The 17,480-nt window shown below is 63.9% G+C and carries 15 protein-coding genes; 11 read left to right on the top strand and 4 right to left on the bottom strand.

Translation table 11 applies throughout. The features are described from left to right. Positions 1-523: 523 nt before the first annotated feature. Entirely contained in the window at positions 524-919 is a 396-nt protein-coding gene (locus A4A58_RS15975; protein WP_068733808.1) for a response regulator, read from the bottom strand. Positions 920-1,179: 260 nt separating this feature from the next. Here A4A58_RS15975 and A4A58_RS15970 point away from each other — a divergent pair, with 260 nt between their 5' ends. From A4A58_RS15970 to mutL, 11 genes are all read left to right on the top strand, one after another. Beyond that, on the top strand, positions 1,180-2,151 hold the full coding sequence (locus tag A4A58_RS15970; protein ID WP_068733685.1) for a bifunctional riboflavin kinase/FAD synthetase: 972 nt from the start codon (positions 1,180-1,182) through the stop codon (positions 2,149-2,151). After that, positions 2,148-2,708 (top strand): sugar O-acetyltransferase, encoded by a 561-nt coding sequence (locus tag A4A58_RS15965; protein WP_068733683.1) that lies wholly within the window; start codon positions 2,148-2,150, stop codon positions 2,706-2,708. Before A4A58_RS15970 ends, A4A58_RS15965 begins: the two co-directional genes overlap by 4 nt. A 179-nt stretch (positions 2,709-2,887) precedes the next feature. Then, a complete protein-coding gene (gene ileS / locus A4A58_RS15960) occupies positions 2,888-5,920 on the top strand; it encodes an isoleucine--tRNA ligase (RefSeq protein ID WP_068733681.1) in 3,033 nt (1,010 codons plus the stop codon). Next, the gene (gene lspA, locus A4A58_RS15955; protein WP_068733679.1) at positions 5,917-6,414 is read left to right on the top strand and encodes a signal peptidase II; all 498 of its coding nucleotides are present in this window, start codon (positions 5,917-5,919) and stop codon (positions 6,412-6,414) included. Before ileS ends, lspA begins: the two co-directional genes overlap by 4 nt. Positions 6,415-6,514: 100 nt before the next feature. Continuing rightward, positions 6,515-7,228: a hypothetical protein gene (locus A4A58_RS15950; protein ID WP_068733806.1), complete on the top strand. Its 714-nt coding sequence runs from the start codon at positions 6,515-6,517 to the stop codon at positions 7,226-7,228. Between the two features lie 129 nt (positions 7,229-7,357). After that, positions 7,358-8,755: a M16 family metallopeptidase gene (locus tag A4A58_RS15945; protein WP_068733677.1), complete on the top strand. Its 1,398-nt coding sequence runs from the start codon at positions 7,358-7,360 to the stop codon at positions 8,753-8,755. A 2-nt stretch (positions 8,756-8,757) separates the two neighbouring features. Beyond that, on the top strand, positions 8,758-10,119 hold the full coding sequence (locus A4A58_RS15940) for a M16 family metallopeptidase (RefSeq protein WP_433993629.1): 1,362 nt from the start codon (positions 8,758-8,760) through the stop codon (positions 10,117-10,119). Positions 10,120-10,128: 9 nt separating this feature from the next. Continuing rightward, complete coding sequence (locus tag A4A58_RS15935; RefSeq protein ID WP_068733673.1) at positions 10,129-11,031, top strand: ketopantoate reductase family protein; 903 nt, start codon at positions 10,129-10,131, stop codon at positions 11,029-11,031. Between the two features lie 58 nt (positions 11,032-11,089). Beyond that, on the top strand, positions 11,090-11,506 hold the full coding sequence (gene arfB / locus A4A58_RS15930) for an alternative ribosome rescue aminoacyl-tRNA hydrolase ArfB (protein ID WP_068733671.1): 417 nt from the start codon (positions 11,090-11,092) through the stop codon (positions 11,504-11,506). 48 nt (positions 11,507-11,554) lie between these two features. Next, a complete protein-coding gene (locus A4A58_RS15925; protein WP_068733669.1) occupies positions 11,555-11,950 on the top strand; it encodes a VOC family protein in 396 nt (131 codons plus the stop codon). A gap of 169 nt (positions 11,951-12,119) precedes the next feature. Continuing rightward, on the top strand, positions 12,120-13,940 hold the full coding sequence (gene mutL, locus A4A58_RS15920) for a DNA mismatch repair endonuclease MutL (RefSeq protein WP_068733667.1): 1,821 nt from the start codon (positions 12,120-12,122) through the stop codon (positions 13,938-13,940). A 179-nt stretch (positions 13,941-14,119) separates the two neighbouring features. On the opposite strand, the gene A4A58_RS15915 is transcribed toward mutL, so the two are convergent. From A4A58_RS15915 to A4A58_RS15905, 3 genes are read right to left on the bottom strand one after another with little or no spacing between them, the layout of a single operon-like run. Further along, on the bottom strand, positions 14,120-14,509 hold the full coding sequence (locus A4A58_RS15915) for a VOC family protein (RefSeq protein ID WP_068733665.1): 390 nt from the start codon (positions 14,507-14,509) through the stop codon (positions 14,120-14,122). A 23-nt stretch (positions 14,510-14,532) separates the two neighbouring features. After that, positions 14,533-15,087: a 16S rRNA (guanine(966)-N(2))-methyltransferase RsmD gene (rsmD, locus tag A4A58_RS15910; RefSeq protein ID WP_068733663.1), complete on the bottom strand. Its 555-nt coding sequence runs from the start codon at positions 15,085-15,087 to the stop codon at positions 14,533-14,535. A 2-nt stretch (positions 15,088-15,089) separates the two neighbouring features. After that, positions 15,090-17,369: a pseudouridine synthase gene (locus A4A58_RS15905; RefSeq protein WP_068733661.1), complete on the bottom strand. Its 2,280-nt coding sequence runs from the start codon at positions 17,367-17,369 to the stop codon at positions 15,090-15,092. Positions 17,370-17,480 lie beyond the last annotated feature (111 nt).

Genomic DNA, 17,480 nt, shown 5'->3' with positions numbered 1-17,480 from the left:
GGTGTTTTTTCGGTTGCTTGCGCTTCGCCATGGCGAACGATCCGATCACCAAAATTACAGTCCCAAGGCGAAGGGACAGGGTGCCTCAAGCGAGTAAGCCGAACGCGTTTTGACCTGGTCGTCCGTCGCGTGATCTGCAGGTTTTTGCCACCCGAAGGCAAACCGTGCCGCCTGTCCCAGTGGTATCCTGACCACAGACGATCCGGCCTGCCCGAAGACAGCCGTCACCCATGAACCGCGTGACGCCGCATCTCCGGCGTCCACCGCATCCCACCCCGCGAACGTGACGATCGCGATCGCCCCTCTCGGTGGGGCAGGACGAAGGGGAATATAAACCTTATGAAGATGTTGTCAACGGAGGATAGGAAAAAATGTTTGGGCCGCCCACGCTGTCATTCCGGGGCGCGGCCGGCACTTGCCGGACGCGAACCCGAAATGACAGGGACGAGCCGAAACGAAAAATGCCCGGCACGAGGCCGGGCATTGCGAAACTCAAAAGCTCTGACGAAAGAAGTTCGTCGGCTTACGCCGGCACGGTGTCCGGGAACACGGCTTCGATCTTGGTCTTCAGCGTCGCCGCGTTGAACGGCTTGACGATGTAATTGTTCACGCCGGCCTTCTTGGCGGCAATCACGTTCTCGGTCTTGGATTCTGCCGTGATCATGATGAAAGGTGTCTGCGACAGGTTGGGATCGGCACGGACTTCCTTGAGCAGGTCGTAGCCCGTCATCGGCTCCATATTCCAGTCGGAAATCACCAGGCCATACTTCTTGGTGCGCATCTTTTCCAGCGCCGCCGAGCCATCGCTGGCATCGTCGATGTGTTCGAAACCAAGCTGCTTCAGAAGATTGCGAATGATGCGGATCATGGTGTTGTAATCGTCCACCACCAGCACCGTCATCGACAAATCAACCGCCATCTTCATTCCCCCTGAGGCACGATACGCAAATGCAAAAAATGATATTTGCCGTCAGGCAAACCGTTCCAACCGGGATTGGCGAGTATTGCTGTCCGCGGCTTGGGGCAAGAATTAGCAGGGTGGGTTAAATTTCCAGTTAACCGCCCCATGGCGCGAAATTCGTCAAATTCGAGAAGAAAGCCGATTTTACCTTCGCTTGACTTCGACGTGGTGGGCGCGCCACGGTCCCTCACCCGCCAAAACCACCAACGAATCCAATCATGACGACTGCTTTCAGCGTGATCCGCGACACAACGCCTGCCAATGCCATCCCGCGTGGATGCGTCGTGGCAATGGGTAATTTCGACGGCGTCCATCTCGGCCACCGCGCCGTCATCGGTGCTGCGTTACGCATGGCGGAACTGCATAAAACAAGCGCTTTGGCGGTGACCTTCGAGCCGCATCCGCGCAGTTTCTTCAGCCCGAACACGCCGCAGTTCCGGCTCTCTGACGAAGCCGCCAAGCTGCGCCTGCTGGCAGGAACCGGCCTCGCCGGCGCCGTCGTCATGACCTTCGACAAGGGACGCGCCAGTACCACGGCGCAAGACTTCATTCACCACGATCTCATTGAGCGTCTCGGCATCAGCGGCATCGCCGTGGGCTACGACTTTCATTTCGGCAAAGGCCGCGTCGGTTCGCCCAGCCTGCTGGCCAACGAAGCGCCACGCCTCGGCATCGAAGTCGACATCCAGCCGCATGTCGATATCGATGAGCGCCCGGTGTCTTCGACGGCCATCCGCATGGCCTTGGCTGAGGGCCAGGTGACCGAGGCCACGGAGATGCTGAACGGGCCGTGGTTCATCACCGGCGAAGTGATCCATGGCAAGAAGCTCGGCCGCGACCTTGGCTATCCCACCGCCAATATCCGCCTGAATAACAATTGCGGCCTCAAGCACGGCATCTACGCCGTGCGGGTCGGCCGCGGAAACGAGCGCTTCGACGGCGTTGCATCCTTTGGCCGGCGCCCGACGTTCGATAACGGCGCGCCTTTGCTCGAAGTCTTCCTGTTCGACTTCAAGGGCGACCTTTACGGCCAGGCACTGGACGTCGCCTTCATTGCCTTCATCCGCGATGAACTGAAATTCGAGGGCATCGAACCCCTGATCCGCCAGATGGACGACGACAGCGCCAAAGCGCGGGCCGCGCTGGCGGCTGCGCCGGATGCGTTTCCGAAACTGGGAGACATCGACTGACCAGGACCGAAAAGCAGAAAATGCTCGCCGGCGAACTCTATCGCCCCGGCAGCCCCGAACTGGTCGCTGACGAGAAGGCCAACAAGGCCTGGCTCGCGAAATACAACGCGCAGCTGGACCGGCCTGTCGCCGAACGACGGACACTGCTCGCCGAGCATTTCGGTAGAGTCGGCGCCGACTGCGTGATCCGACCGCCGTTCTTCTGCGACTACGGCTATAACATCCATCTCGGCGACAACGTTTTCCTGAATTTCAATTGCGTGATCCTGGATATCGTCGCGGTCTCCATCGGCGACCGGACGCAAATCGGCCCGGCCGTGCAGATCTACGCCGCCGACCATCCCCGCGACGCCGAGACCCGCCGCAGCGGACTGGAATTCGGCCGGCCGGTCAAAATCGGCGCCGATGTCTGGATCGGCGGCGGGGCTATTATCGTGCCCGGTGTCACCATCGGTGACGGCGCCGTGATCGGGGCCGGCAGTGTCGTGACCCGGGACGTCCCGGACGGCGCCACCGTGGCAGGCAATCCGGCCCGGGTGATTGGCAAACGGGGCTAATCCGACCCTTTGCGATCGTCTCCCCGGCTGCTATTGAGTGCCGGATGTCTGCACGGCGCCCCATCATAAGCATTATCGGCCCGGCTTCCGCCTGAGCTTCGCTCGGCGCAAGACCGGGACCGTCCAGTTTCATCGCGTTTTCACGCGTTTCAGCGCCATTCGAGCAAGCCAGAGCCATTATGTCCGACAAGCCCGCCAAATCTGACACCCACGACTATTCCAAGACCCTCTATTTGCCGCAGACCGAATTTCCGATGCGCGCCGGCCTGCCGACCAGCGAGCCGAAAATGCTGGCGCGGTGGAACGAGATCGACCTCTACGGCAAGCTCCGCGAGACCGCCAAGGGCAAGCCGAAATTCGTGCTGCATGACGGCCCGCCCTATGCCAACGGCAACATCCATATCGGGCATGCGCTCAACAAGATCCTCAAGGACGTGGTGACCAAGAGCCAGCAGATGCTGGGCTTCGACAGCAACTACGTGCCGGGCTGGGATTGCCACGGCCTGCCGATCGAATGGAAGATCGAGGAGGAGAACTACCGCTCCAAGGGCAAGACCAAGCCGAACTTCAAGGACGGCGCGGCGATGATCGCGTTCCGCCAGGAATGCCGCGCCTATGCCAACAAGTGGCTCGACATCCAGCGCGAGGAATTCAAGCGACTCGGCATCATCGGCGACTGGGCCGGCCGCTACGCCACCATGGACTATTTCGCCGAAGCGCAGATCGCGCGCGAGCTGATGAAGTTCGCCGCCAATGGCACGCTGTATCGCGGCTCCAAGCCGGTGATGTGGAGCGTGGTGGAAAAGACCGCGCTGGCCGAAGCCGAAGTCGAATATGAGGACTACACGTCGGATGCGGTGTGGGTGAAATTCCCGGTCGCCGCCGAATTCGGCCGGCTCGCCAAGGCCGCGGTGGTGATCTGGACCACCACGCCATGGACGCTGCCGGCCAACCGCGCCATCTCGTTCTCCAGCAAGATCGCCTATGGCCTCTATGAAGTGACCGAGGCGCCGGAGGACAACTGGCTGAAGACCGGCGATCTCCTGATCCTCGCCGATGCGCTGGCCGAGAGCGTGTTCAAGCAGGCGCGCGTGACGTCCTGGAAGAAGAGCAGCGAGCTGTCCTCAGACATCCTCGAGGATCTCGAATGCCGTCATCCGCTCAAGGGTCTCGCCGGCGGCTATGACTTCATCGTGCCACTGCTCGACGGCGATCACGTCACCGACGATACCGGCACCGGCTTCGTGCATACCGCGCCAAGCCACGGCCGCGACGACTTCGATATCTGGACGTCGAATGGCCGCCAGCTCACCGAGCGTGGCATCGCTACCACGATCCCCTACACCGTCGATGAGAACGGCGCGCTGACCGACCAGGCGCCGGGCTTCGCCGGCACGCGCGTAATCAACGACAAGGGCGAGAAGGGCGACGCCAACGAGGCCGTCATCAAGGCGCTGGTCGAGCGCGGCATGCTGGTGGCGCGTGCGCGCCTGAAGCATCAGTACCCGCATTCCTGGCGCTCCAAGAAGCCGGTCATCTATCGCAACACGCCGCAGTGGTTCATCGCGATGGACAAGGACATTTTGGAAGTGAACGCTCCCGGCAAGCCGGGAGCTATGGCGGACGACGGCAAGGCGAAGCCCGGCGACACGCTGCGTCACCGTGCCCTCGAAGCCATCAAGGTCACGCAATGGGTGCCGGCCACCGGCCAGAACCGCATCAACGGCATGATCAACACCAAGCCCGACTGGGTGATCTCGCGCCAGCGCGCCTGGGGCGTACCGATCGCGGTGTTCGTGCGCGAGAAAGGCGACGGCTCCGCCGAGATCCTGCAGGACGAGGCCGTCAACAAGCGCATTTCCGACGCCTTCGAGAAGGAAGGCGCCGACGCCTGGTATGCCGAAGGCGCGCGCGAGCATTTCCTCGGCTCGCTTGCCAATGAGGAGTGGAAGAAGGTCGACGACATCTGCGACGTCTGGTTCGACTCAGGCTCCACACACGCCTTCGTGCTCGAAGACCCCGTGCACTTCCCCGGCCTTGCCGGCATCAAGCGCAAGGCCCAGGGCGGCGCGGACACCGTCATGTATCTGGAAGGCTCCGACCAGCACCGCGGCTGGTTCCAGTCGTCGCTGCTGGAGAGCAGCGGCACCCGCGGCCGCGCACCGTTCGACGTCGTGCTGACCCACGGCTTCACGCTCGACGAAAACGGTCGCAAGATGTCGAAATCGATCGGCAACACCATCGAGCCGCAGAAGATCATCAAGGACTCCGGCGCCGACATCCTGCGCCTGTGGGTCTGCGCCACCGATTATGCCGACGACCAGCGCATCGGCGCGGAGATCATCAAGAACACCATCGAGACCTATCGCAAGCTGCGCAACAGCGTGCGCTGGATGCTCGGCAGCCTCGCGCATTTCCACGACGAGGAGCGCGTCAGGGCCGACGATATGCCGGAGCTCGAGCGCTTGATGCTGCATCGTCTCTCGGAAGTCGATGCGGTGGTGCGACAAGCCTATGCCGATTTCGACTACAAGACGGTGGTGGCCACGCTCGCCGCCTTCATGAACACCGAATTGTCGGCCTTCTACTTCGACATCCGCAAGGACACGCTGTATTGCGACGCGCCGTCGTCGGTGACACGCAAGGCGTCGCTGACCGTGATCGATTACCTGTTCCGTTCGATCGTGACCTGGTTCGCACCCATTCTGAGCTTCACCGCCGAAGAAGCATGGCTGTCGCGCTATGGCAGCAGCTCCGTGTCGGTGCATCTCGAAACGTTCCAGAAGACGCTGCCGGCATGGCGTAACGAGGCGCTCGCCGTGAAGTGGGACACCATCCGCAATGTCCGCCGCGTCGTCACCGGCGCGCTGGAAGTCGAGCGCGCTGCCAAGAATATCGGCTCGTCGCTGGAGGCCTCACCGCTGATCCATGTCACAGACCCCGCGATCTTTGCCATACTGGCTGACGTCGATCTGGCCGAAATCTGCATCACCTCGAATGCGATGCTGACCAATGCCGAAGCGCCCGCAAGCGCCTTCGCGCTGAACGACGTGCCCGGCGTCGCCGTGGTCGTGGAAAAGGCCGTCGGCACCAAATGTGCGCGGTCGTGGAAGATCCTGCCGACGGTGGGCGAAGACAAGGACTATCCCGATGTCACCCCGCGCGATGCGCAGGCGCTGCGGGAGTGGAAGGCGCTGGGAGTGGCTGTTTGAAACCAGCCGTCCGCTCCGGGCTGATCGCAGCCATCGTCATCCTGATCCTCGATCAGGCGACGAAGCTGTGGCTGCTCTATGCCTTCGATCTCGGCCATCGCGGCCTGGTCAGGATCACGCCGTTCTTCGATCTCGTCCTGGCCTGGAATACCGGCATCAGCTACGGCTGGTTTTCCGATTCCGGCCCCACCGGTCAGGTCGTGCTGGTGGCTATCAAAGCCATCGCGGTGGTGGCGCTGGCCATCTGGATGGCGAAATCGGAGACCAGACTGGCCACGATCGGGCTGGGACTGATCATCGGGGGCGCGATCGGCAATGCCATCGACCGGTTCGTCTATGGCGCGGTGGTCGATTTCGCCCTCCTACATGTCGAAATCGCCGGCAAGACCTACAACTGGTACGTGTTTAACCTTGCCGATGTCGCCATTGTTGCCGGTGTAGCGGCCCTGCTGTATGACTCTTTCTTCACGGTACCCGCCGCAAAAGCGCCCTGATCCCAGCCGATACGCAAGGCCAAGGGCGATACCAGCGGAACCGCACCAGGATTCTTCGGATTCTTGCCGATCCGCCAGATATTTGAACAGGATGAACACGATGCGCGAGACCGAAACCGGTTGGGCTCTGCACACTTCATCGGGCGCCTGGATGCGCGCCCTGCGCCTCACCGCCGTTGCCCTTAGCGTTGGTCTCGTGATGTCGGCAGGCGCTGTACGCGCGGCCGATGACGATGACGATGACTCCACCGTCGAACAGAAAGTGATCAAGCAGATCATGACTGGCCTCGGTGGCACCAACATGGAAAACACCGGCATCGACTACCGCGAGCGCTCGCCGCTGGTGGTCCCGCCGCGGATCGACCTGCCGCCGCCGGATGCTAGGGGCCCTGCTCCCGTTGCAAACTGGCCGAAAGATCCGGACGTGCAGCAACGCCGTGCGGCTGCCGCTGCGTCCAAGACCGGACGCCCCGAAGAAGTCCTGGAAGCCGCGCGTCCGTTAACCCCGCGCGAGATGGCGCCGAAGCGCGCACGTGGCGCCTCGTCCGCCGTGGACAATTCCTCACCAGGCGATCCGAACAAGAACATCGTGCTGAGCCCGAAGCAGCTCGGCTATGAGGGTGGCCTGTTCAAGAACATGTTCGGCAGCAACAAGGGTGAGACCGCCGAGTTCAAGGGCGAGCCGACACGCGAGTCGCTGACCCAGCCGCCTGCCGGTTACCAGACGCCTGCCTCAGGTTATGCCTATGGCACCGGGCCGAAGGAAACCATGAAGAACGATTACAACCTGAACCCGATGACGGGTAAGTTCTGATCGCAGCGCTCCCTTTGCGCTGCCATTCCAAAGACGTCCTTTCACTGCGATCAGCCTGCACGCGCGGATGTGTCCCGCGCGATGGCTTGGTCACGCCTTTCCCCATGCTTTGGAGCTCCTAGCCCCGCCATGACCTCTTCATTCCGACTTGCCGTACGATCCGTCGCAGTCGTCGCTTTGCTGCTGGCTCCCGCCCTCACCATATCGGGCGCCCGCGCACAGACGGTGACGGCAAAGCCGCCAACCACGTTCAAGCTCGATAACGGCATGCAGGTCGTGGTGATCGAGGATCACCGCACGCCCGTCGTGACGCAGATGATCTGGTACAAGGTCGGCTCCGCCGACGAGACGCCTGGCAAATCCGGCCTCGCGCATTTCCTCGAACATCTGATGTTCAAGGGTACCGCGAAACATCCGGTCGGTGAATTCTCGCAGACCGTGCAGCGCGTCGGCGGCGAGGAGAACGCTTTCACCTCGACCGACTATACCGGCTATTACCAGCGCATCAGCAAGGATCAGCTCGGCAAGATGATGGAATTCGAGGCCGATCGCATGACCGGCCTGGTGCTGAAGGACGAGAACGTGCTGCCCGAGCGCGACGTCGTGCTGGAGGAATACAACATGCGCGTCGCCAACAGCCCGGATGCCCGGCTGTCGGAGCAGATCATGGCCGCGCTCTATCTCAACCATCCCTATGGCCGCCCGATCATTGGCTGGCACCAGGAGATCGAGAAGCTCGACCGCGAGGATGCGCTCGCCTTCTACAAGCGCTTCTACGCCCCCAACAATGCGACGCTGATCATCGCCGGCGATGTCGACCCGCAGGAGATTCGCCCGATGGTGGAGCGCACCTATGGCGTGGTCCCGGCACAGCCGGCGATCCCCGAACGTCGCATGCGCCCACAGGAGCCGACGCCCGCCGCGCCGCGCACGGTGACGCTGGCCGATCCGCGTGTCGAACAGACAAGCCTGCGCCGCTATTATCTGGTGCCGTCGGCAACCACCGCTGCGGCCGGCGAGAGCCAGGCGCTCGATGTGCTCGGCCAGTTGATCGGCGGCGGCGCGAACTCATATCTCTACCGCGCCCTCGTCATCGACAAACAGCTCGCGATCAATGCCGGTGCCAGCTACCAGGGCACGGCGCTCGACAGCGCACAGTTCATGATTTCAGCCTCGCCGAAGCCGGGTGCCGAATTTGCCGATATCGAAAAGACCATCGACACGGTGATCGCCGACCTTGCAACCAACCCGGTGCCGGCTGCCGACCTGGAACGCGTCAAGACGCAGCTCGTCGCCGAAGCCACCTATGCGCAGGACAGCCAGGCCTCGCTGGCGCGCTGGTACGGCGCGGCACTCACCACGGGCCTCAGCGTCGAGGACATTCGTAGCTGGCCCGACCGCATCAAGGCGGTCACTGCTGAGCAGGTGCGCGCAGCCGCACAAACCTGGCTCGACAAGAAGCGCTCGGTCACCGGCTATCTGATCAAGGATACATCTGCGCCGAAGCGCGAGGAGAAGCGGTCGTGAGCATCATCTTCAACGCCGGCCGCCTCGGCATTGCCGTCGCCACCGCCTTCTCACTTGTCACCCTGACGGTAACGCCATCTTTCGCGGCAGCCAAGGTGCAGCGGCTCGTGACGCCAGGCGGCATCGAAGCCTGGTTCGTGCAGGATGCAACCGTTCCCCTGATCGCAATGGAATATGCGTTCGGTGGCGGTGCGGCACAGGATCCGAAGGATAAATCCGGCACTGCCAACATGGTGGCCAGCCTGATGGACGAAGGCGCGGGCGATCTCGATTCCACGACCTTCCGCGATCGCATGGAACGCCGCGCCATCGAGCTCAACTTCAACGCCCAGCGCGATTACCTGCGTGGCTCGCTGCGCATGCTGAAAGAGCATCGTGACGAGGCGTTCGACCTCGCCCGCCTCGCTTTGACGTCGCCACGCTTCGACGCTCCCGATGTCGAGCGCATCCGCGCGCAGATCATGTCCGGCCTGCGCCGCGAAACCTCGAACCCGAATTCACTGGCGACGCGCAAGTTTCTGCAGGTGGCATTCGGCGACCATCCCTACAGCCGACCGTCCAACGGCAGCCTGACCGACGTGCCGACCATCAATGTCGACGACATCAAGGCCTACAAGCAACGCATCGTCGCGAAGGACACGCTGAAGATTGCCGTGGTCGGCGATGTCGATTCCGAGACGCTCGCGACATTGCTGGACAAGACCTTCGGTAGCCTGCCCGCCAAAGCGACACTGACGCCGATCCCGGAAGTCACAGCGGCCAAGCCGCCGCAGAAGGAATCCGTGACGCTGGACGTACCGCAGACGGTCATTACCTTCGGCAGCCCGGGCGTCAAACGCGACGACCCGAACTTCATGGCTGCCTATATCGTCAATCACATCCTCGGCGGCGGCACGCTGTCGTCGCGGCTGTATCACGAAGTGCGCGAGAAGCGCGGCCTGGTCTATTCCGTCAGTGGCTCGCTGCTGTGGATGCAGCATTCCGGCATCTATATCGGCAGCACCGCGACTCGCGCCGACCGCGCCACCGAGACGGTCGATACCGTGACCAGCGAAGTGAAACGCATGGCCGAGCAGGGTCCGACCCAGCGCGAGCTGGACGAGGCGAAGTCCTATCTCAAGGGTTCGCAGATGCTGGCGCTCGACACGTCGTCGAAACTCGCCGGCGCGCTGCTGCAATACCAGCTCGACAAGCTGCCGATCGATTACATCGAGAAGCGCAATGCCGTGGTCGATGCGGTGACGCTGGATCAGGCCAAGGCTGCAGCCAAGAAGCTGTGGGCGGATGGCCTGCTGACCGTCGTCGTCGGCCGCGCGCCGCAGGCAGCCGCAGCGCCGGTGGCCCCGGCACCTAAGGCAAACTGAGGCGCCGACGTGCGGATCGCAGTCATCGGTGCCGGCGCGGTTGGCTGCTACTACGGCGCCAAGCTGCTGCGCGCCGGCCATGACGTGACATTGGTCGGACGCCAGACCCATGTCGATGCCATCAATGCACGCGGCCTTCGGTTCGAGAGCGCCGAGTTCGACGGTTTCATTCCGGCGAAGGCAGTGACGCAGATCGCCGATCTCGCACCGCCAGACCTCGTTCTGTTCGCCGTGAAGTCCGGCGATACGGACAGTTCAGCGGCCGCGCTCAAACCTGTGCTCAAGGCCAATTCCATCGTGCTGAGCCTACAGAACGGCGTCGACAACCCGCAGCGCCTGCGCGCCATCCTCAGCCAGCCGGTGATCGCTGCAGCCGTCTATGTGGCCTCCGAGATGCCGGCCGCCGGTCATGTGAAGCACAATGGCCGCGGCGAGTTGATCATCGGCGCCTCGTCCGAGAGCGAAGCGCTGGCGAAGCTGCTGTGCGACGCCAGCGTGCCGACCGCCGTCGCCGACAATATCGACGCGGTACAGTGGTCCAAGCTCATCAACAACTGCGCCTATAATGCATTATCGGCCGTGGCTGGCATCGCCTATGGCGAGATGTTCAAGGTCCAGGGCGTACCTGATATCGTCACCAATGCCGTTACCGAGTGCCTGGCGGTGGCGCGCGCCTGCGGCGTGTCGCTGCCGCCCGACCTTTTGGATAAGACGCTCGCCCTCGCCGCCAGCATGCCGCTTCAGCAGTCCTCCACATCGCAGGATCTCGCCCGCGGCAAGCCGTCGGAGATCGACTTCCTCAACGGCTTCATTGTCCGCAAGGGCCTCGAGCACGGCATTCCGACGCCGACGAACCATGCGCTGCAGGTCATGGTGAAGCTGGTCGAACGCAGCGGGTCACGGCGGTCCTGACGGCGCATTTCGACGCGCAGGCTTGCCCGGACGTATGGCGGATGTGCTACGGAGGATCATGCTCCGGATCACGCGCTCCATAGCCATCGCCGAAGACGATATCGATATCGTCTTCGTACGCGCGTCCGGACCCGGCGGGCAGAACGTCAACAAGGTCTCGACCGCCGCACAGTTGCGCTTCGATACGACGAAGCTGACGCTGCCCGAGGACACCGCGATCCGGCTGCGCACCCTCGCCGGCCAGCGCATGACCAAGGACGGCGTGATCGTGATCCACGCCCAGCGTTTCCGCACCCAGGAGCGCAACAAGGCCGATGCCATCGAGCGGCTGGTCGAACTGATGAAGGAAGCCGCCTTCCGGCAGGCGCCGCGGCGGGCCACCAAACCGACGCTGGGCTCGAAGATGCGCCGCCTCGACGGCAAGAAGCGCCGCAGCGACGTCAAGGCCGGCCGCGGCGGGCGTTTCGACGACTGAGCGGAGCCCCACACAACAAGCCAGACCACTTTTTCCAGGAATTTCCCGATGGCCAAACCCGTTCATTCCATGATCCGCGTGCTCGACGAAGCGCGGTCATTGGACTTCTACAAGCGCGCCTTCGGTCTCGAGATTGCCGAGCGCATCGCATTTCCCGACTTTGCGCTGATCTATCTGCGCCATCCCTCCTCGCCCTTCGAACTCGAACTGACGGTGAATTTCGACCGTACCGAGCCCTATGTGCTGGGTGACGGTTACGGCCATCTCGCCGTCGTCGTGGACGATGTGGCTGCCGAACATGCCCGCTTCGAGCGCGAACATCTCGCGCCCGGTCCGCTGCGCGATTTCAAGCATGAGGGCCGCACGCTGGCGCAGTTTTTCTTCGCCACCGACCCCGACGGCTACAAGATCGAGGTGATCCAGAAGGGCGGCCGATTCGCTTAAAGCGTTTTCGAGCGAAGTGGATACCGGTTCGCGTCAAGAAAACGCGTCAAAACAAAAAGCTAGAACCGGGGAAAAGCGGGTTGCGGCGGGGACATCAGGCGCCCGGGGCCATAGAATGGCGCTTGAGGTTCCCTACATATCCCCGACCCGTCATCACGCCCCGAGATCCATGCCCGTTCGCCAGCTCCCAGAAACCATTGTCAACCGCATCGCCGCCGGCGAGGTGGTGGAGCGGCCGGCCAGCGTGGTGAAGGAACTGGTGGAGAATGCCATCGATGCCGGCGCCTCCAGGGTTGAGATATTCACCGATGGCGGCGGACGGCGGAAGATCGCCATCACCGATGACGGCGGTGGCATGACCCACGCCGATCTCACCCTCGCCGTAGACCGCCACGCCACCTCGAAGCTCGATGACGAGGACCTGCTGCAGATCCGCACGCTCGGGTTTCGCGGTGAGGCGCTGCCCTCCATCGGGTCAGTGGCGCGGCTGAGCATCACCACGCGCCACGCCTCGGAGCCGCATGCCTGGTCGCGCACCGTCGATGGCGGCGAGAAATCGCCGATCGCGCCCGCCGCACTGTCGCAGGGCACCCGCGTCGAGGTCAGCGATCTGTTCTACGCGACCCCTGCCCGGCTGAAATTTCTCAAGACCGACCGCACCGAAGCCGAAGCGATCCGCGAAGTGGTGCGCCGCCTAGCCATGGCGCGACCGGAAATCGCCTTCACCATGGCCGGCGAAGAACGCACGCCCGTGACATGGGCGGCGGCCCTGCCCGGTCCGGCCGGACAGTTGACGCGGCTCGGCGATATTCTCGGGCCTGAGTTTCGTCTCAGCGCCATCGAAGTGCGCAGCGAGCGCGAAGGCGTGGTGGTCGAAGGTTTTGCCGCGGCGCCATCGCTGACCCGTGCCAATGCGCTTGGACAGTATCTGTTCGTCAATGGCCGCCCGGTCCGCGACAAGCTGATCATCGGTGCGGTACGCGCGGCCTATTCCGATTATCTGCCCCGCGACCGCCACCCGATCGTCGCGCTGTTCGTCACACTCGATCCGCAGGAGGTCGATGCCAATGTGCATCCGGCCAAGACCGAAGTGCGCTTCCGTAATGCCGGGCTGGTGCGCGGGCTGATCGTGCATGCGCTGAAGGAAGGCCTGGCGCGCGAAGGACGTCGCACCGCCGCCAATAGCGACGGTGCCGTACTGGACTCGTTCCGCCCCAACTTCGCACCCAATTTCGCGCCGCGCCCGAATGCCAATTGGGACTGGAAGCGATCGCCTGCTTTTCCGGTCGGCGCCATGCCGGCATTCGATGGTTCGGCCGCGCTCGCCGAGCCCGGCCAGGCGGCCTTCGATGTCGGCACGCCATCCGCCGATGTGCGTTTCGAGGACGCACCGCAGACCGATCTGGTCGACCGGCCGCTCGGTGCCGCGCGCGCACAGGTGCATGAGAATTACATCATCGCACAGACCCGCGACGGCATGATCGTGGTCGACCAGCATGCCGCCCATGAGCGCATCGTCTATGAGCGGCTGAAGGCATCGCTGGCTGCCAATGGCGTGCAGCGACAGATCCTGCTGATCCCCGAGATCGTCGAACTCGACGAGGCCATCGTGGAGAAACTGTTCGATCGCGCCGAGGAACTCGCTGGCTACGGCCTCGCCATTGACAGTTTCGGTCCCGGCGCCATTGCCGTGCGCGAGACGCCGTCGCTGCTCGGCAAGACCAATGCCGCGTCGCTGCTGCGCGATCTTGCCGAACACATGGCCGAATGGGACGAAGCGCTGCCGCTGGAGCGCCGCCTGCTGCATGTGGCGGCGACCATGGCCTGCCACGGCTCGGTGCGCTCAGGCCGACGGCTGCGGCCCGAGGAAATGAACGCGCTGCTGCGCGAGATGGAAGACACGCCGAATTCCGGCCAGTGCAATCACGGCCGGCCGACTTATGTCGAGCTGAAGCTCAGCGATATCGAGAAGCTGTTCGGGCGACGGTGAGCTTGCTTGTCCCTCCCCCGCTCTTGCGCGGGGAGGGTGGCCGGCCGAAGGCCGGTCGGGTGGGGGTGTCTCCACAAACGCTGTCGCCCGTGGCAGCCCCACCCGTCACGTTTGTTCGCTGCGCTCTCAAACGCGCCACCCTCCCCGCTCGCTACGCTCGGGGGAGGGATAAGAAGTGCTCACGTATATTTCGGATCGCGTTCCAGGAGCTCGATCGACACGCCCTGCGGCGCGCGGATGAAGCAGATGCGCAGGCCGGGCTTGAGCGTATGCGGATCCTTGGTGAACTCCACGCCCTTCGCCTTCAGCGACGCGGCCACCGCATCGATGTCCTTCACCTTCAGGCCGAAATGGTCGAGGCCCTGATACGGCGTCACCGGCGGCGGGTTGACGCCCATCTCCGGCGTCACCGGGGCGAGGAAGATCATGCCGCCGCCGAGCCTGATGTCGATGCGGCCAGGCGCGCGCAGGATCTCGGCGCCGAGCATGTCGGCAAACCACTGCGCGGTCGCTTCAGTGTCCGGCGTGCGGATATGGACGTGATCCCAAGTGTATTCGATCGCAGACATCGGCGGCTCCTTTTGACGTCTTCTTACACAGATCGCAGAAACGTAAACTCGGTATCGTCATAGGCGCGGCGCTCGAGTTCTTCGAACCCGTCGGGCGCCGCAAATGCCGCATCCTTCGCCTCTTCCACCACCAGCAAAGCGCCCGGCGTCAGCCAGCCGCCATCGCGCAACGAGGCCAGCGCCTTTTCGGCAAGCTTCATGCGATAGGGCGGATCGAGGAACACCAGCGAGAACGGCTCGACCGGATGGGCGGGGCCGAGATCGGCGGCATCGCGGCGATACACTTTGGTCACGCCGCCGAGACCGAGCGCCTCGACATTGTTGCGGAGCAGCGCGCGTGCCTCGGACCCGTTGTCGACGAACAGCGTGAACTTGGCGCCGCGCGACACGGCCTCGATGCCGAGGGCACCGGTGCCGGCAAACAGATCGAGCACGCGCGCGTCCGCGATCGGACTCTCGTAGGCGTGGATCAGGATGTTGAACAGTGCCTCGCGCAGTCGATCCGCCGTGGGCCGGATCGCCTGCGTCGTGGGCGACGCAATGTTGCGGCCCTTCAGCCGGCCACCGACGACACGCATGCTTACGCGTCCCGCGGCTTCAGATCGCGCTTGCCGTGATAGCCGCGCTTCGGCTTCTTCGGTGGACCGCCGAAGGTGGCCGCGTCTTCATTGCGGGCACGCGACTCTTCTGAGCCGGCGCGCTGCACCAGAATACGACGGCCCTTGCGGTCTTCCACCGTCGAGCGCTTCAGCACCGGCTTCTTCACGATCACCGGATCGAGCGACACATCGCCCTTGCTCGGCAGCTGGCGACCGAAATCGGCGCCGGAGGCTTCCGCGATCTTCTCGCCGAGCTGCTCGCGCAGCACGCGGGTCTTCACCTCGTCAACCTCGCCTTCCTCGATTTCGCCGAGCTGGAACGGACCGTAGGAGATGCGGATCAAGCGGTTCACTTCGAGGCCAAGATGCGCCAGCACGTTACGCACTTCGCGGTTCTTGCCTTCACGGATCGCGAACACGATCCAGACATTGGCGCTCTTGTCGCGCTCCAGTGTCGCATCGATCGAGCCATATTTGACGCCGTCGACCTCGACGCCATTCTTGAGCTCGTTGAGCTGCGCCTGGGTGACTTCGCCATGCGCACGCACGCGATAGCGCCGCAGCCAGCCGGTCTCCGGCAGTTCCAGCGTCCGCGCGAGGCCGCCGTCATTGGTCAGCAGCAACAGGCCTTCGGTATTGAAATCGAGCCGGCCAATCGAAATCAGGCGCGGCAGGCCTTCGGGCAGATGATCGAACACCGTCGGCCGCCCCTCGGGATCGGCATGGGTCGTCATCAGGCCGCGCGGCTTGTGATACAGGAACAGGCGCGTGCGCTCCGGCGCCGGCAACGGCTTGCCGTCGACGGTGATGACATCGTTGGTGCTGACGTCCAGCGCGGGTGAATTGATCACGCGGCCGTTGACCGCGACGCGGCCCTGCGTGACCCATTCCTCGGCATCGCGGCGCGAGCACAGGCCCGCGCGCGACACGACCTTGGCGATACGCTCGCCGGCCTTCTTGGCCGCAGGGACTCGCGCCGGGCGGCGCTGCTCGGGATCGAGCTCGCGATATTCACCGCGACCGCCGAATGCAGGACGCTTGGCGAAAATCCTGCTCTCGTCCTCGTTCTCACGACGCGGACGATCATCACCGTCACGACGCTCGCTCCGGCCATGCTCCTGCCAGTCGGTGCGGCCACGCGGCTCGCGCGGACGATCGAAGCTCGGACGATCTTCACGCGGACGCGAGAAACGCGGACGCTCGCTGTCGCCACGCTCCGGCCGGTCGTCACGCGGACGATCAAAGCGCGGCTTGTCGAATTTTGGCCTGTCGAATTTCGGCCGATCGAAATTGCGCGCGCCATCGCGCGGCGGACGCGCGCTGCGGCTGCCGCGATCATCCGAACCGCCTTCGCGCTTCTGCCAAGGTTTCTGCTCGCTGCGATCAGGGCCGCGCTCGAAATCACGCCCACGATCACCGCGATCGGGACGATCGCCAAAGCTCTTGCGCGGGCCGCCGCGATCCGGCGCACCGCGGGAGAATTTCTTGTCGCCGCCGAACTTCTTCTCGGCGCTGAAGGGCCGGTCGCCGCGTGGACGATCACCGTCACGCGAGGGGCGCGGGCTGAACGGACGATCGCCTTGCGGACGATCGTTGCGATCACGCTGTGGGCGATCGTTGCGATCGCCTTGCGGGCGATCAAAGCGCGGACGCGGACGGTCACCATCGCCGCCGCGAAACCCTTCGCCGCGCGGCGTATAGGGGCGTTTCTCACCGCCACCATCGCGCGATGCATAGGGCTTCTTGTCGCCGAACTTCTTGTCGGAGAAACGGCCGGCCGGACGCGCGTCGCCGCGGTCGCCACGCGGTGCATCTCCGCGCGGGCTGTAGGGACGTTTGTCGCCGCCACCGGCGCGCGGCGCATAAGGCCGCTTCTCGCGGTCACCGAAATCCTTGCGGGGGCCGTGATCGGGGCGGTCACCGCCACCGCTGCGTGCCGGACGGTCGTCGCGGTTGAAGCGGGCCGGACGCGGCGCATCGCCATAGTCACGGCGCGGCGCGCGGTCATCGTCGCGCTTGCCGGCGTAAGGCTTCGATCCAAAAGGCTTGGCGCCGAACGGCTTGCCGCCCGAAGGCTTGCCACTGAAGGAGCGCTTCTCGCCGCCAGCATCCGCCGGCTTCGGGGCATATGTGCCGTCGCGCTTGGCGAATTTCTTGTCGGGTCCACGTGCGGCACCGGAGCGGCCCTTGCCGGCTCCGCCTTTGCCACCGGGGGGCCGGCCGCGCGAGGGGCCGTTGTTTTTGTCGTTGTCGCGGGGCATGAAGGGTCTCACTGCAGCGGAAGCTGAATTGGGTTGAGCGGTGCGGACAGGGTTCGCGGGCCGAAAATGCGCGCTCATTGGGGCGCATTCTCACGCAAAACCAGTATCCAC

The sequence above is a fragment of the Tardiphaga robiniae genome (genome assembly GCF_001618955.1).
Classification (GTDB): Bacteria; Pseudomonadota; Alphaproteobacteria; order Rhizobiales; family Xanthobacteraceae; genus Tardiphaga; species Tardiphaga robiniae_A.
The sequence above is the reverse complement of the archived record's forward strand: the minus strand, read 5'-3'. Positions and strand labels throughout refer to the sequence as shown.

Excerpts from the sequence above, each read along its gene's own strand:
- A4A58_RS15975 (WP_068733808.1), bottom strand. The coding sequence starts at position 919 with ATGGCGGTTGATTTGTCGATGACGGTGCTGGTGGTGGACGATTACAAC.
- A4A58_RS15970 (WP_068733685.1), top strand. The coding sequence starts at position 1,180 with ATGACGACTGCTTTCAGCGTGATCCGCGACACAACGCCTGCCAATGCC.
- ileS (WP_068733681.1), top strand. The coding sequence starts at position 2,888 with ATGTCCGACAAGCCCGCCAAATCTGACACCCACGACTATTCCAAGACC.
- A4A58_RS15950 (WP_068733806.1), top strand. The coding sequence starts at position 6,515 with ATGCGCGAGACCGAAACCGGTTGGGCTCTGCACACTTCATCGGGCGCC.
- A4A58_RS15945 (WP_068733677.1), top strand. The coding sequence starts at position 7,358 with ATGACCTCTTCATTCCGACTTGCCGTACGATCCGTCGCAGTCGTCGCT.
- arfB (WP_068733671.1), top strand. The coding sequence starts at position 11,090 with ATGCTCCGGATCACGCGCTCCATAGCCATCGCCGAAGACGATATCGAT.
- A4A58_RS15925 (WP_068733669.1), top strand. The coding sequence starts at position 11,555 with ATGGCCAAACCCGTTCATTCCATGATCCGCGTGCTCGACGAAGCGCGG.
- mutL (WP_068733667.1), top strand. The coding sequence starts at position 12,120 with ATGCCCGTTCGCCAGCTCCCAGAAACCATTGTCAACCGCATCGCCGCC.
- A4A58_RS15915 (WP_068733665.1), bottom strand. The coding sequence starts at position 14,509 with ATGTCTGCGATCGAATACACTTGGGATCACGTCCATATCCGCACGCCG.
- rsmD (WP_068733663.1), bottom strand. The coding sequence starts at position 15,087 with ATGCGTGTCGTCGGTGGCCGGCTGAAGGGCCGCAACATTGCGTCGCCC.
- A4A58_RS15905 (WP_068733661.1), bottom strand. The coding sequence starts at position 17,369 with ATGCCCCGCGACAACGACAAAAACAACGGCCCCTCGCGCGGCCGGCCC.